This is a genomic window from Actinomyces procaprae, assembly GCF_004798665.1.
In the GTDB taxonomy this organism is placed as follows: domain Bacteria; phylum Actinomycetota; class Actinomycetes; order Actinomycetales; family Actinomycetaceae; genus Actinomyces; species Actinomyces procaprae.
The window spans coordinates 3,281,598-3,295,488 of the sequence record NZ_CP039292.1 but is presented as its reverse complement, the minus strand read 5'-3'; the positions used below and the strand labels follow the sequence as shown (position 1 = coordinate 3,295,488).

The following is a 13,891-nucleotide window of genomic DNA, read 5'->3' as shown; positions in this document are numbered from 1 at the left end:
CTCCCGCCCGCCCCTCCCGCCGAGATCGGTAGTTGTTACGTGCTGAGGTCGGTAGTTGTTACGTGCCGAGGTCGGTCGATATGGCGACCGGCCTCCCGCCACAGCACCACGCCGGCCACGAGCGCCCACCACGTGTAGGACGATCCCACCACGGTCGCCCAGAAGGGCCAGTCCTGCTCAACGTGATTCTGCTCGGGGAACCACCACTGCATGGACAGGCCGAATACGGCTGCCCCGGCGGCCGCCGCCGTCAGCAGCGACGGCGACCTCCACTCCAGGCCCGCAGCCACCAGTCCCATGAGCGCGGGCAGGCACCACACCCAGTGGTGCGACCAGGAGATCGGGGAGATGAGCAGGCCCAGCGTCATCGCCACCGCGACCTGCGCCGTCAGGACGACGCCGTCGGCGCGTGGGGCGGCCGGGCGGGGGGAGGCGGCGTCCGCGTCGCCGGGGCGGGGCGGACGCAGCCGGTTCAGTCGCACCAGCAGCAGCCAGGCGAGGCCGACGACGGCGACGGCGAGTAGCGCCCAGGCGGCGTCCCAGGCCGGCATCGGCAGCCAGCGGGCCACCAGGCCCTTGAGGTTCTGGTTGCCGGAGTAGTCCGTGAAGCCGGCGCGGGAGGAGTCCCACATGGCGGAGAGGAAGAACCGCGCCGACTCCGCGGGCGACACCAGCCAGCACAGCGCCGTCACCCCCAGTGCCGCGCCGACCATGGTGGCGGCCGCCCGCCACTCGCGCCGCGCCAGGAGGACCAGCACGGCAACCGCCGGAGTCAGCTTGAACGCGGCCGCCAGGCCGGACAGTGCGCCGCGTGCCCGTGAGTCGGGAGGCATCACCAGCAGGTCGAGGGCCACCAGTGCCATGAGTACGGCGTTGACCTGCCCGTACTCCATGGACTTGGGGATCGGTTCCGCCAGCAGCACGGCGGCCAGTGCGAGCCAGGGGGCCGCGCCCCGGGCGACGCTGTTCCTCGCCCCCAGGGCGCGCAGCACGGCCCACGCGGTGAGCGCGGCGCACAGCGGCGTGGCGACTACCAGCGCCACCTGCGTGGCGCGGTCCGGCCACCAGGTAAGGGGCGTCATCACCCAGGCGGCGAAGGGGGTGTAGGTGAATGGCCACAGGTGCTGGTCGGGGTTGGCGTACCAGTCGTACAGGTCGCCGCCGGCGTGCCACTGCGCGACGGCGTGGTGGTAGATCCAGGCGTCGAGCTTGAAGGTGGCGGTGCCGTCCTTGCCCCACAGGGTCGGGTATATGGACAGTGCCAACGCCGCCCAGCCGATCAGGGTGGCCGCCGGCGACGCGAGCGCGCGTTTGAGGGACTCCACGCCGGGCAGTCTATGGGGCGTGACGGAGGGCGGTGGCGACGGCGCCCCGGCTCAGGCCGTGGTGGCCGTGTCCGCCGTTTGCGCGCCCGTTGGCAGGCTCCGGTGCGGGCGGGCCCGCCGCACTGCCCGCAGGCCGCACAGGCACATGATGACGGCGAGCCACCCCATGGCGGCGACCAGCAGGTAGCCGCCATGGCTGCCGGCGGCGTCGATCGCACGGCCACCGAACATGGAGCCCAGCGAGACGCCGATGTTCATGGCGGTGCCGACCCACGCCAGCCCCTCGGTGAGCTGCGACGGCGCCACCGACGCCTGGGTGATCGAGTTGCCGGTGGTGACCGTTGGGGCGATCGCCATGCCGGTCAGCGTCATGAGCACCGCGAGTACCACCAGGTTCGGGGCGAGCATGAGCGTTGAGGCGCCCACCGCCAGCGCCGTCGTGCCCAGCAGGAACTGCTGCCACAGCGGCCGGTGCCAGGCGCGGGAGCCGTAGATGAGCGCGGCCGTGAAGGACCCGACCCCCCAGGCGGCCAGCACCGTACCGGAGGCCGACTTCATGCCCAGTTCGGTGGCGAAGGCGACGGCGGCGACATCGTTCGCGCCGAACATTGCGCCGGAGGCCAGGAATACGGCGATGACGGCGACGACGGCGCCCTGGCGCAGCACGGGAGCCGGTGCCGCCTGCGTCGGCGCGGCCTCTGGGCGCCTGGGCGCCTCGCGGCGCCGTCGGTGCGGCGTCGGCTCCGTGGCCCGCTGGCTGAAGAACCACAGTCCGCCGCCGACTTGCAGCGTGACGGCGGCGATCCACCCGCTGGTGGCGGGCAGCGCCGGGGAGGTGCACAGCACGGTGGCCAGCACCGGGCCGATGATGAAGGCGACCTCGTCGAAGGCGGCCTCCAGGGAGAAGGCGGTGTGGATGTGCTCCGGGGTGCTCAGCACCGTGGTCCAGCGGGAGCGCACCAGGGAGCCGAAGGACCCCGCGAGCAGGCCCGCCAGTGCCGACAGCACCAGCAGCACCACCAGCGGGGCGCGCAGCTGCGTGGCGGCCGCCAGGGCGATGAGTGCCGCTGCCGAGCCGAGGGTCGCGGGCAGCATGACGCGCGACTGGCCGTGGGCGTCGACGAGCCGGGCGAGCACCGGGGCGCCGACGGCCACGGCGACCACGTTCGCGGCCGAGACGGTCCCCGCCGCCGAGTAGCTGCCGTACAGCTCCTGGATCGCCAGGATGGTGGAGATGCCCACCATGGACATGGGGAAGCGGGCGATCAGGCCCGCGATGGAGAAGCCGAGGGCGCCCGGCTGGCGCAGGATCGTGCTGTAGCTGGAGGACATTGAGTTCTGTTCGGTGCGGATGGGGGGCGGCCGGCGCGGGCCGGCGGTTCAGCGGGTGGTGGGTTCGACCTGGGACCGGGACAGGCGGAAGCCGTCTCCGGAGAGTTGGCTCCAGCACTCGATGCCGGACTCGCTGGAGGTGCAGGCGAAGGAGTCGTTCTTCGCCGACGCGCCGTAGTTGAGCGAGGCGCCGGCCGAGGAGAAGGAGGTCCCGCAGCTGCCCTCGGCCTGGCCGCTGGTGCCCACGCTCACGGTGAAGGCCCGTTCGCTGGAGTTGTTGCAGGAGGCGTCCGTGGGCACGAAGTCGTGCTCGTTGACGGTGCAGGAGACCGAGTCATCGCCCAGCACGCAGCTGATGTTGCCCGACGGGGTGGTGAAGGCGCTCATCTCGAGGGCGCCGTCGGGCGCGGGGGCGACCAGGTTCTGGGAGGCCGTCGGGCTCGGGGTCGGCGACGGCGTCGAGGGCACCTGCTCCGGGGCGGAGGCGGGTACCTGGGGGGCGGCCGCCTGGGCGGGGTCCTCGGCACTCCGGGAGGTGCTGTTGCCGTGGTCGGAGCTGAGGTACCACACGATCAGGGCGACCACCAGCACCAGGGCGACGGCGCCGAGGATCCACAGCCAGCGGTTGCTGGCGGTGTGCTGCTCCTCCGGCTCGGGGGTGCCGACGCCGAAGACCCCCTGGTTCCCCGCGGCCGGCTGTGCGGCCACGGCCTGGGGGGCGCCCTGCTGGTACGGGGCCGCCTGGTACGGAGCCGCCTGGTAGGGGGCCTGTTGCTGGTAGGGGGCCTGTTGCTGGTAGGGGGCCTGCTGCGTGGGCTGGGGCTGCTGGTAGGGGTAGGCGGCGGTGGGGGCGGCCGCGCCGGTGGCGGCCTGGCGTCCCTCCATGATCGGGCGCCGCTCGGGGGTGCTCGGGCGGGCCGGTCCGGGGACGGCGGACTGCGGGAGCGCCTGGGTGAGGCCCGCCGGGTCACTCGGGGGCAGCTGGCCGGTGGGGGCCTGCGCGGGCGCCGCCTCGGCCGCGGCCGCCTGGGCGGCCGCCCGGGCCTGCTCCGTGCTCAGGGCCTGGGTGGCCGCGGCGGCGTTGCGGCGCGCGAGCGCGGCGTCGACGGCGGGGTCCCCCAGGGCGGCGAGCCATTCCAGCAGCGCCGGATAGGTGCGGGGGTTCTCCGCGATGTATGGGCGCAGGCCGGGGTAGTTGTTGGCGAGCTCGTGCAGGGTCTTGAGTTCCGCATCGGGGTCACTCGCCCGTGCGACGAGGTCGTCCTGAGGCTGAGACATGCTGGATCCTTTGTGACTGCGTGGGCCCGGTCCGCGTGTGTTTGCGCGGGCCGCCGGTGGGTGCCGACAAGCATGAGCCTACCTGAGAGCGCAATATGGTGGCTCGGCCGGTATCGTCGGGGCAGCGACGCATGTCCCTCCCCACACTTCCAGGAGGCGTTGATGAGTGAGGAAAGCGAGTCGGCCGAGGCATCCGACCCGGCCGACCGGGCCGCAGCCCCCGGCCGTGAGGACCGGGAGCGGCCCGACCACGAGCGGCGCGACGGCGCCCCCGCCCCCGGTGTCCCGACGGTTGCCGCCCTGGCGGCGCCGCAGTCCCCGGCCGACCCCGCCCCGCAGGCGGTAACGGTGGTGGGTGCGGCGACTGACATCGGCCGCTTCCGCCGCGTCAACGAGGACGGCTACCTGGCTCTGGCCCCCGCTTTCATCGTGGTGGACGGAATGGGCGGCCACGCCTCCGGGCGCGCCGCCGCCAGGGCGGCCCTGAGCGCCCTGGTGCCGCTGGCGGGCAGCCGTGTCGTCAACCAGGCGCAGGTGGTCGACGCAGTCGTCGCCGCCGGTGAAGCGGTGTCCGCGCTCCCCTCCCAGGCCACCAACCCGCCCGGCGCCACCATTGCCGGCGCCGTGCTGGCCGACCTCCCGGAGGGGCGCACCTGGATCGTGCTCAACATCGGTGACTCCCGCGTCTACCTGCTGCGAGAGGACCTGCTGACCCAGCTCTCCCACGACCACTCCCAGGTGCAGGACCTGGTCGACGCCGGCTGGCTGACGCGCGCCCAGGCCCACCGGGACTCGCGACGCAACGTGGTCACCCGGGCGCTGGGCGCCGGCCTGGACCAGGCCGCCTACCCCGAGATCCGGCTGGTGCCCGCGCGCGCCGGCGACCGCATCCTGGTGTGCTCGGACGGCCTGAGCGATGAGCTCGACGACGGCGAGCTGGCCACCGTGCTCGGTTCGGGCATGGGGGCGCAGCGCACCGCGGAGATGGCGGTCGCCGCCGCGCTGGAGGCCGGAGGTCATGACAATGTCACCGCGCTCGTGGTCGACCTTCCGGAATGCGAGGCGTCGTGATACAAGCCGCGGGCGAGCCGGTTGTCGGCAGGTTCGGCACGGCCGTCCTGTACACGCCGGTGCCGGAAGGAGTGCGGGACCTGGTGCTGGCCGCCCTGGGCGGGCCGGTCCCGTCCGCCGAGTCCCCGTCCGCCACGCCCACCGACGCTCCGGCCCCCGATGCCGTGGCCACCGCCCCCGATGCCGCGGAGCGCCCCGATGACGGCGGACTCCTCAAGACGGGGGTGTGGGTGGATCCGGACTTCGCCCCCCTGCCGTCCGAGTCCGGCGCGGGGGCGGCGGCCCCGGATGCGGTCGGGCCGGCCCCGCCGCCGCCGACCGAGACCCCGGGCGGTCCCGAGCCCCTGCCCGGCTCCGGCCGACGGCGTCGTCGCACCGGGCGGCCCGCCGCCGCTACGGCGCCTCCCGCCGCAACGACACCGTCAGCCGCCACTGCCGACGACCCGGCGGCGGGGGAGAGCGCCCCCGCCCCCGAGCAGGAGGACGGGCCGGGGGCCACCCAGGTCCTGGCCGATGCCGGCACCCCCCTGTCACCGGATGCACCGGTGCCACTGGTCTCCGCCGCAATGTGCGCCGCCGGGCACCCCAATCCGCCCGACGCGCTCGCCTGCCAGACCTGCGCCGCCCCGCTGACCGGCGAGATCCGCCCAGTGCCGCGTCCGGTGCTGGCGGTGCTGACCATCTCCACGGGGCAGACCGTGCCGGTGCGCGGCGACCTCGTGGTCGGCCGGGCTCCCCGCCCCCGTAGCGGCGATGCGGACACCGCCGAACTGGTCACCGTGCCCAGCCCCGCGCACTTGGTGTCCCGCTCGCACCTGGAGGTCAGCGTCGCGGGCTGGAGCCTGCTCGCCCGCGACCTCGGCTCCGCCAACGGCACCGTCCTGGTGCGAGCGGGCATCCCTCCCGTACTCCTGGCGACCGCCCTGCCCACGCCGCTGCTGATCGGGGACGTGCTCGACGTCGGCGACGGCGTGACCCTCCGCGTGGAGCCGCCGCTGTGACCGGCGGGCGGACGGTGCCGGTATCCGTTACGCTGCTGTTAGTCGATGTGGCTGGACCGTGCAATCAAGCGAGGCGCACGAGGAAGTGGGGGACCGAATGAGCGACTTGACCTGGACCGACCTGCCCGAGGTAGACCCTGACCGCCCCGATGAGCTCGTCCTCGACTTCTCCGGGGAGGTCTACCGTGTGGGCACCGACGAGGTCTTCGTGATCGGCCGCGGCGGTGACCTCGACATCGACGACAACCCCTACCTGCACCGCCGCTTCCTGGTGCTGCGCCACGACTCCGGCCTGTGGTGGATCGCCAACGAGGGCTCCCACCTGTCCGCCACGCTGACCGACGGCGACGGGCTGGTCCAGTCCCGGCTCGCCCCCGGGGCCAGCATGCCCCTGGTGTTCCCCCGCGTGATCCTCACCTTCTCCGCCGGGCCGACCACCTACGAGATCGACCTGATCACCGCCGAGGCCGGCCGCTTCACCGGCATCGACGGGGTGCGCGAGTCCCGCGGGCAGACCACCATCGGCGCCACCCCCATGACCCGCTCCCAGCGGCTACTGGTCCTCGCCCTGTCCGAGCCGGTGCTCAAGCGGGCCGGCACCGGCTCTGCGGAGATCCCGTCCTCGGCGTCGGCCGCCGCGCGCCTGGGCTGGTCGCTGACCAAGTTCAACCGCAAGCTCGACAACGTCTGCGAGAAGCTCGACCGCGTGGGGGTGCGGGGGCTGCGCGGCGGGCGCTCCGGCGGCGTCGCCTCCAACCGGCGGGCGGCGCTGGTGGAGCATGCGGTGTCCACCCTGATGGTGACCGCGGAGGACCTGCCGCTGCTGGATGAGGAGTACGAGGCGAACCGGGCCGCCGCGATGCAGACCGAGTCCCGGGTCGACACCGCCCCCGTACCGCCGTCCGGCGCCGGGGCGGCCGGGGAGACTGAGTGACCGACCGGCACGCCTCCACGCCCGACGCGGCGGCCGGTGCCGGTCGGGACGAGTCCCCTGACGTCGTCGAGCCCGAGCCGGAGGCCACGGATGCGCAGGCCGGTCCCGGGCGCCGTCGGCGCCGGTGGCGGCGTGCGCTCGCGGCGCTGGTGGTGCTCGCGTGCCTGGCCGCCGGCGGTGTGGGCGGCGCGGAGCACTATGCGCGCGGTCAGGTCGTGCAGACCGTGCGCGCGGCCCTGCCCGGGCTCGACGACGACGCCGCCGTCACCACCGACGGGGCCGTGCTGCCGCAGCTGCTGCGGCACGAGCTGAAGACGCTGAGCATCCGCGCCAACACCCTGGTGGTTGAGACCGGTGGTGGCGCGGACGGCGGTGACGACGCGGCCGGATCCGGACCGGCGGCGGTGACCGAGCTGGAGCTTACGAATGTGACCGCGAACCTCACCGGCGTGAGCACCGCCGATCCCTACCGGGTCGGCGGCGTCTACGCCTCCGGCGCCGTCGGCTTCGAGGAGCTGGAGCGGATCGTGGCCGCGGCCGTCCCCGACGCCCCCGACCTGACGATCACCCCCGAGGCCTACGGCTCCACCACCGAGCCCGGGCGGATGGTTGCCGCCACCACCGTGCTCGGCGTCGAGGCCTCCCTCACCCTCGAGCCCGTCGTCACCGATGCCGGCGGGCTGGAGCTGTCAGTGGTGAGGGTGAACGTGATGGGTAATGACATCGACGTCGGTGCAGACGATGCGGGCGACGGCCTGTTCGGCGTCGGTACGGCCCTGTCCTACTTCGGTCTTGATACCTCCGTGGTCGAGATCGGCCCCGAGGTGCTGCCCGCGGGACTGGAGCTGTCCCAGGCATATGTCGCCCGCGACGGGATGCGGCTGACCCTGATCGGCTCCGACGTCGAGCTCGCCGCCTGGTAGGCGCCGCCTGGTTCGCGGCTTCCGCGAGGGCGGGCGGGCAGTACTTCCCGCCACAGTGCAGTGAAACCTGCAGGGGCCTCGTGTAGCCTCCCCGAGACGAACGTTCTTGCGGTGGCGCCTGAGAAGGCGGCGCGGCTAGCGCAGTGCCAGAGGAGATCCATGACCATTCAGCCAGGTCCGTCAGGTGCCGGCCCCAGCGTGCCGGGGGCCGGCTCCGGCGCCCCCGTCGCCGGATCGGCACCGGGCGCGATGCCGCCCTCCGTGCCTCCGAGCCCCGCGGCCGCGCAGGCCCGGCCCGGCTCCGGGCGCCGTGCCCGCCGCGCCGCGTCCCCCGCCGGCGCCCCGGCCGACGGCGGCTACCCGAGCACCCAGTCCCTGCCCTCATCCGCCGAGCTCGAGCGGGAGGCCGAGCGGACCTCCCGCTCCAACGCCTCCCCGCGCGCCGACGTCGAGCGGGCCGGGGAGCTGCTGGGGCGAGTCACCCAGATCTTCTCCCAGCGCGTGGTCGGCCAGGAGCAGCTGCGCCTGGCCCTGGTCTCCACCATGATCGCCGGCGGGCACATCCTGCTGGAGTCCGTGCCCGGGCTGGCCAAGACCACCGCCGCCCAGACCCTGGCGGCCGCCGTGTCCGGCACCTTCCACCGCATCCAGTGCACCCCCGACCTGATGCCCAATGACATCGTCGGCACCCAGGTCCTCAACTACGCCACCGGTGAGATGACCACCCAGCTCGGCCCGGTCCACGCCAACATCGTGCTGCTGGATGAGATCAACCGCTCCAGCGCCAAGACCCAGTCGGCGATGCTGGAGGCCATGCAGGAGCGGCAGACCTCCATCGGCGGCGTGGTCTACCCCCTGCCGCACCCCTTCATGGTGCTGGCCACCCAGAACCCCATTGAGGAGGAGGGCACCTACGTCCTGCCCGAGGCGCAGATGGACCGCTTCCTGATGAAGGAGGTGCTCACCTACCCCAGGCCGGCGGAGGAGGCCGACGTCCTGGACCGCATCTCCACCGGCGCCTTCGAGGACCCCATCCGCACCCGCCCCATCACCACCGAGGATGTGGAGTGGCTGGCCGGGGCGGTCGAGCGCGTCTACGTGGACCCCGTCATCAAGCACTACATCGTCGCCCTGGTCAACACCTCCCGCGGCGGCGGCCCCCGGCCCGTGCCCGGCCTGGAGCGGCATGTGCGTGTGGGCGCCTCCCCGCGCGGCGGCATCGCCCTGATGAAGATCGCCCAGGCCGTCGCCCTGCAGGCCGGCCGCACCTACGTCACTCCCGACGACGTGCGCATGCTGCGCCACGCGGCCCTGCGCCACCGCCTGGTGCTCACCTACGACGCCCTGGCCGACGACATCGCGCCGGAGTCCATCATCGACGCGATCTTCGCCTCCGTCCCCACCCCCTGAGCGGCGCCGTGACCATGAACCGCACCGACCCCGCCTCCACGCAGGAGCCGAACCCCGCCCGCCGGCGGTCCGGCGCCCGGGTGGCGCGTGTGCGCGGCCGCCTGTCACTGCCCACCCTGCGGCGCTCCACCAGCCTGCTGGACGGCCGGCACCGCTCCGTGTTCGTGGGCCACGGGCAGGACTTCGACGACCTGTCCGTCTACCGGCCCGGCGACGACGTCACCGATATCGACTGGAAGTCCTCCGCCCGCCTCGGCCAGCCGGTCATCAAGCGCTACCAGCGCGAGTCCAACCTGCCGCTGGTGCTCGCCGTGGACACCGGCCGCACCATGGCCGCGCAGGCGCCCAGCGGGGAGGACAAGCGCGACCTCGCCCTCGCCGTCGCCGAGGTGTTCGCCTACCTGGCGCGCCTGCGCGGTGACACGGTCGCCCTGGTCGCCGCCGACGCCGCCCGGATGGTCTCCCGGCCGCCCCGGTCCGGCAGTGAGCACGCCGAGATGATCCTGTCCCTGCTCGAGCGCCAGTTCGACGCCCTCACCAGTGGTGACCGACTCGCCCCCGCCGCCCCCGGCCCCGCCCTGTCCACCCTGCTGGAGCGGGTCGGCACCTGGCACCGCCGCCGCAGCCTGGTGGTGCTGATCACCGACACCTCCCACCCGGACGCCGCCGCCGACCCCGCCGTCGTCGACCGGCTGCGCCGCCTGTCCGCCCAGCACGAGCTCATCGCCATTCAGATCGCCGACGACACCCCCCTCGCTCCGGGCCGCGGCCCCACCCGCGACGTCGAGCTCGTCGGTGACATCCCCGCCTTCCTGCGCGAGGACGCCACCCTGGCCGCCCAGCTGGCCTCCGCCGACGACGCCCGCCGTGCCGCCGTCACCGCCCTGCTGGACGCCCGCCGCATCGAGCACGCGGTCATCAGCTCCGACGCGACCATGGTGGACTCCATCGCCGCCCTGCTGGCACGCCAGCGCCTGGCCTCCGGGCGCGGCAGAGGGAGGCGCTGAATTGACCGTGAACCCGCCCGTGCTGATGCCCCTGTGGATGACGATCCTCGGTGTGGTCGCGCTCATCGCGGCCGCCGCATTCATCCTGCGCGCCTTCCTGGTCACCCGCCGCGACACCGCCCGCGCCGTCGGCGACATCCCCATGGCCGCCTCCGAGCGCGGCCAGTGGGTGAGCCGGGTCGATGACGCGGCCGCCCGCTACCGGCGCCACGAACTGGACCTGCGCGGCCTGCACCTGGAGCTGGCCGGTGCGCTGCGCGGCTTCGCCACCGCGCGCAGCGGTGAGGACATCGTCTCCGCCAGCGTCATGGAGATCCTCGACATGGCAGACACCGCCGGGCCCGACTCCGTCATGGAGCGGCTGCGGCGGGTGCGTGCCGGCCGCCGCCCGCTGGACACCAACCCCCTCGGGCACGTCGGCGAGCTGCTGGCCGTGTGGGAGCAGCCATCCTTCGACCGGGACCCGGACGCGGCCGCCGACGACGCGATCGCGCAGGCGCGGGAGGTGGTCACCCGATGGTGATGCCCTGGCTCGTCTGGCTCGTGGCCCTGGCCGCCCTGGCCGTCGTCGTCCTGGCGGGCACCGGTGCCCTGGGCGGCCCGGGCCGCCGTGCTCGCGCCGCCGCACCACGGCGCGTGGCCAATTCCGCCGCCCTGCTGACCAGCCCGAGCGTGCGTGAGCGCGTGGCCCGCCGCCGCATGCTGTACGCCCTCCTGGGGACCGGCCTCGTCATCGCCCTGGGGGCCTCCGCGGCCATGGCGGGAAGGCCCATCGAGCGCACCGTGCGCAACGAGTCCCTGGCCAGCCGCGACATCGTGCTGTGCCTGGACATCTCCACCTCCATGGTGACCACCGACTCCAAGATCCTGGACACCTTCGCCAAGCTGCTGGACACCTTCGAGGGTGAGCGCGTGGCCCTGGTCGCCTGGAACTCCACGGCGCAGACCATCGTGCCGCTCACCGACGACTACGAACTGCTGCAGGACCAGTTCAAAGAGATCGCCGACGTGCTGGACTTCCTGCCCTACCGCGGCAACCCCGCCCTGGAGCGCTACTACCAGACCTTCCCCGGCACCCTGTCCGAGGACGTCTCCGGATCGTCCCTGGCCGGTGACGGGCTCGCCTCCTGCACCCTCGCCTTCGACAACCAGGTCGCCGACCGCTCCCGCTCCATCATCCTGGCCACCGACAACCAGATCCTCGACCCCTTCCACGAGCAGATCTACTCGGTGTCCCAGGCCGCCGACCTCGCCCAGGAGGGCTCCATCAGGCTGTTCTCCCTGTTCGGCGCCGACCCGGAGCTGGCCGATCCGGACGTGTCCGGCAAGGACGTGGACGAGGCCCGTGCGGACCTGCGCAAGATCACCACCGACCACGACGGGCGCTTCTACGAGGTTGATGACGCCGACACCGCCGGGCAGATCGTGCAGGAGCTGGAGGCCGACCAGATCGACGAGCTCGACGCCAATACACAGGTGCGGCTCACCGATGTGCCCGAGGCGCCGGCCGCGCTGCTGACGCTTTCCGTACTGGCCTTCCTGGCCGCGGCTGCATGGAGGCGCGCATGAGACTGGTGCCCCTGTTCGGCTGGCCGCTCACGCTGGTGGCCGCCCTCGTCGTCGCCGTGGCCCTGGCGGTGTCCGGGCGCTGGCTGCTGCGCCGCGACGCCGACCCGGGCGCCCGCGCCACCTGGTGGCGGCGAGCCGCGCTGGGCGGCGTCGTCCTGGCAGTCATGGCCGGACCCAGCCTGCCGGTCACCGAGGCGGTGTCCGTCTCCAACGTGGAGGTCTACCTGGTGGTGGACCGCACCGGCTCCATGGCGGCCGAGGACTGGGCGGGCGGCCCCGACGCCGGCGGCGGCACCCGCCTGGACGGGGTGCGCGCCGACCTCGCCGCCATCCGCGACGCCTACCCCGACGCCCGCTTCAGCATCATCGCCCTGGACTCCACGGCCGCCCGGGAACTGCCCCTGACCAGCGACGTCGACGCCGTCTCCTCCTGGATCGGCTCCCTGCAGCAGGAGGTCACCGACCGCTCCAAGGGCTCCTCCCTGGAGCGCGCCCTGCCGCTGCTGGCGCAGGTTCTGGCCGGCGCCGCCGAGGCCTCCTCCGAGAACGCCCGACTCGTCTACATCCTCTCCGACGGCGAGGCCACGGATGACGGCGCCGGCGCCGACGCGGCGGCGGCCGCGGGGATCGGCTGGCAGCAGCTGGCGGGGGTCGTGGACGGTGGCGCGGTGCTCGGCTACGGCACCGAGGCCGGTGGGAGCATGCGTGCCTTCAACGGCTCCGCCGACCCGGACGCCGACTACATCACCGATCCGGACACCGGTGAGCCGGCGGTTTCCGTGCCCGACACCGCCGAGCTGCAGGCGGTCGCCGAAGCCCTGGGCGTCACCTACCTCCAGCGCACCGGCACCGACGACGAGCCCGCTACCGCCTTCACCGACCAGGACGTCGAACAGGTGCTGTCCGACGGGCGGGAGCACAAGCGCTACACCCGTTACATGGTGTGGCCGCTCGGCCTGCTCGCCGCCGCGCTGGTGACCTGGGAGGGCGTCGCACTGATCCGCGCCGACCGCGCCGTGCGGGAGCTGACGCGCCCCGCCGTCGACGGGGCGGGAGCCCAGGCAGGAGGACCCCGATGAGCCACACCGACCCGACCGGCACCGACGGGCCGCAGGCCGCCCCCACGGGGCTGCCCGCTGAGGACGACGCCTTCCGCCCAGGGGCCCGCAGCGATGCCGCGGCCCAGGAGTACGCCGCGCGCGTGGGCGTCACCGACTCTGCGGCGCAGGAGGCGGAGTCCCCGCACCACCGGCGCGCCCGGCTGGCCCGCCGTCGCAGGCTACTGACCTGGCAGGGGATCCCCGCCGCCGTCGTCGGCGTCATGGCGGTGTGGGTGCTGGCGGTCTCCGGGCTGACCTTCGCCGCCAACCATGCGGTCGTGGCCGGGAACTACGCCACCGCCGTGGACCGCTATCGCACGGCCGCACGGCTCAACCCGTGGCTGGAGCAGTGGCGCGTCCACTACAACCTGGGCACCGCCCAGCTGCTCGACGACCGCCTCGTCCTCGCCGTGAGCGAGCTGGAGGAGGCGCTCAGGACCGCTCCCGCCGCCGGCACCGTCCAGGTGCGCGACGCGCAGGGGAACACCACGACGGTGCTGGACCCCCAGGCGCCCGAGTGCCTGGTGCGCGTCAACCTGTACAACACGCACGTCGCCCTTGCGGCCGCGGCCGAGGAGGCGGGGAACACGGCCGCCGCCGAGGCGGAGCTGGACGCGGCCGTGCAGGCGGCCGGCCAGTGCGAGGTGCCGCCTCCGCCACAGACCTCCGACGAGCCCGACCCCAGTGCCCAGTCCGATCCCAGTGCCACGGCCACCTCGTCCCCGAACGCCGAGCCGACGCCGTCGGACGGCGCTACGGGCACTCCGACCCCACAGCCGACCGGCAGCGGACGGCCCAGTCAGCAGGCGACGCCGTCACCGAGCCCGTCGCCCACTCCGACCCCCGGCGACTCCAAGCGCCGCCAGCTGGAGGAACGCAATGGGGACGCCAACTCCACCTCCTCCTCCGGCATCTCCGGCGGTGACGGGCGGCGCTGGTAG

The 13,891-nt window shown here is 73.8% G+C and carries 13 protein-coding genes; 10 read left to right on the top strand and 3 right to left on the bottom strand.

Annotated elements, in window-relative coordinates:
* Positions 1-35 precede the first annotated feature (35 nt).
* The 3 genes from E4J16_RS13510 to E4J16_RS13500 are packed head-to-tail and all read right to left on the bottom strand — an operon-like array spanning position 36 to position 3,935.
* The gene (locus tag E4J16_RS13510) at positions 36-1,325 is read right to left on the bottom strand and encodes a glycosyltransferase 87 family protein (RefSeq protein WP_240038166.1); all 1,290 of its coding nucleotides are present in this window, start codon (positions 1,323-1,325) and stop codon (positions 36-38) included.
* 51 nt (positions 1,326-1,376) lie between these two features.
* Positions 1,377-2,657, bottom strand: a complete 1,281-nt coding sequence (locus tag E4J16_RS13505; RefSeq protein WP_136314291.1) for an MFS transporter — start codon at positions 2,655-2,657, stop codon at positions 1,377-1,379.
* A 48-nt stretch (positions 2,658-2,705) separates the two neighbouring features.
* Positions 2,706-3,935 (bottom strand): variant leucine-rich repeat-containing protein, encoded by a 1,230-nt coding sequence (locus tag E4J16_RS13500; RefSeq protein WP_136314290.1) that lies wholly within the window; start codon positions 3,933-3,935, stop codon positions 2,706-2,708.
* Positions 3,936-4,097: 162 nt separating this feature from the next.
* On the opposite strand from E4J16_RS13500, the gene E4J16_RS13495 reads away from it, so the two are divergent.
* From E4J16_RS13495 to E4J16_RS13450, 10 genes are all read left to right on the top strand, one after another.
* Positions 4,098-5,006 carry a PP2C family protein-serine/threonine phosphatase gene (locus E4J16_RS13495; protein WP_136314289.1) on the top strand — a complete coding sequence of 303 codons (909 nt, stop codon included), beginning with the start codon at positions 4,098-4,100 and terminating at the stop codon, positions 5,004-5,006.
* Positions 5,003-6,007, top strand: a complete 1,005-nt coding sequence (locus E4J16_RS13490) for an FHA domain-containing protein (RefSeq protein ID WP_168709426.1) — start codon at positions 5,003-5,005, stop codon at positions 6,005-6,007. The genes E4J16_RS13495 and E4J16_RS13490 overlap by 4 nt, the downstream gene beginning before the upstream one ends.
* 97 nt (positions 6,008-6,104) lie before the next feature.
* On the top strand, positions 6,105-6,941 hold the full coding sequence (locus E4J16_RS13485) for an FHA domain-containing protein (protein ID WP_136191866.1): 837 nt from the start codon (positions 6,105-6,107) through the stop codon (positions 6,939-6,941).
* Positions 6,938-7,864, top strand: coding sequence for an LmeA family phospholipid-binding protein (locus tag E4J16_RS13480; protein ID WP_136314287.1), 927 nt, complete (start codon positions 6,938-6,940; stop codon positions 7,862-7,864). Before E4J16_RS13485 ends, E4J16_RS13480 begins: the two co-directional genes overlap by 4 nt.
* A 159-nt stretch (positions 7,865-8,023) precedes the next feature.
* A complete protein-coding gene (locus E4J16_RS13475) occupies positions 8,024-9,274 on the top strand; it encodes an AAA family ATPase (protein ID WP_136191864.1) in 1,251 nt (416 codons plus the stop codon).
* 14 nt (positions 9,275-9,288) lie between these two features.
* The gene (locus tag E4J16_RS13470; RefSeq protein ID WP_136314726.1) at positions 9,289-10,281 is read left to right on the top strand and encodes a DUF58 domain-containing protein; all 993 of its coding nucleotides are present in this window, start codon (positions 9,289-9,291) and stop codon (positions 10,279-10,281) included.
* A gap of 1 nt (position 10,282) precedes the next feature.
* The gene (locus tag E4J16_RS13465; RefSeq protein WP_136191863.1) at positions 10,283-10,804 is read left to right on the top strand and encodes an alpha-amylase; all 522 of its coding nucleotides are present in this window, start codon (positions 10,283-10,285) and stop codon (positions 10,802-10,804) included.
* Positions 10,798-11,850 (top strand): VWA domain-containing protein, encoded by a 1,053-nt coding sequence (locus E4J16_RS13460; RefSeq protein WP_136314286.1) that lies wholly within the window; start codon positions 10,798-10,800, stop codon positions 11,848-11,850. The genes E4J16_RS13465 and E4J16_RS13460 overlap by 7 nt, the downstream gene beginning before the upstream one ends.
* Positions 11,847-12,929, top strand: a complete 1,083-nt coding sequence (locus E4J16_RS13455) for a VWA domain-containing protein (protein ID WP_240038165.1) — start codon at positions 11,847-11,849, stop codon at positions 12,927-12,929. Before E4J16_RS13460 ends, E4J16_RS13455 begins: the two co-directional genes overlap by 4 nt.
* Positions 12,926-13,891: a tetratricopeptide repeat protein gene (locus E4J16_RS13450; protein WP_136314285.1), complete on the top strand. Its 966-nt coding sequence runs from the start codon at positions 12,926-12,928 to the stop codon at positions 13,889-13,891. Before E4J16_RS13455 ends, E4J16_RS13450 begins: the two co-directional genes overlap by 4 nt.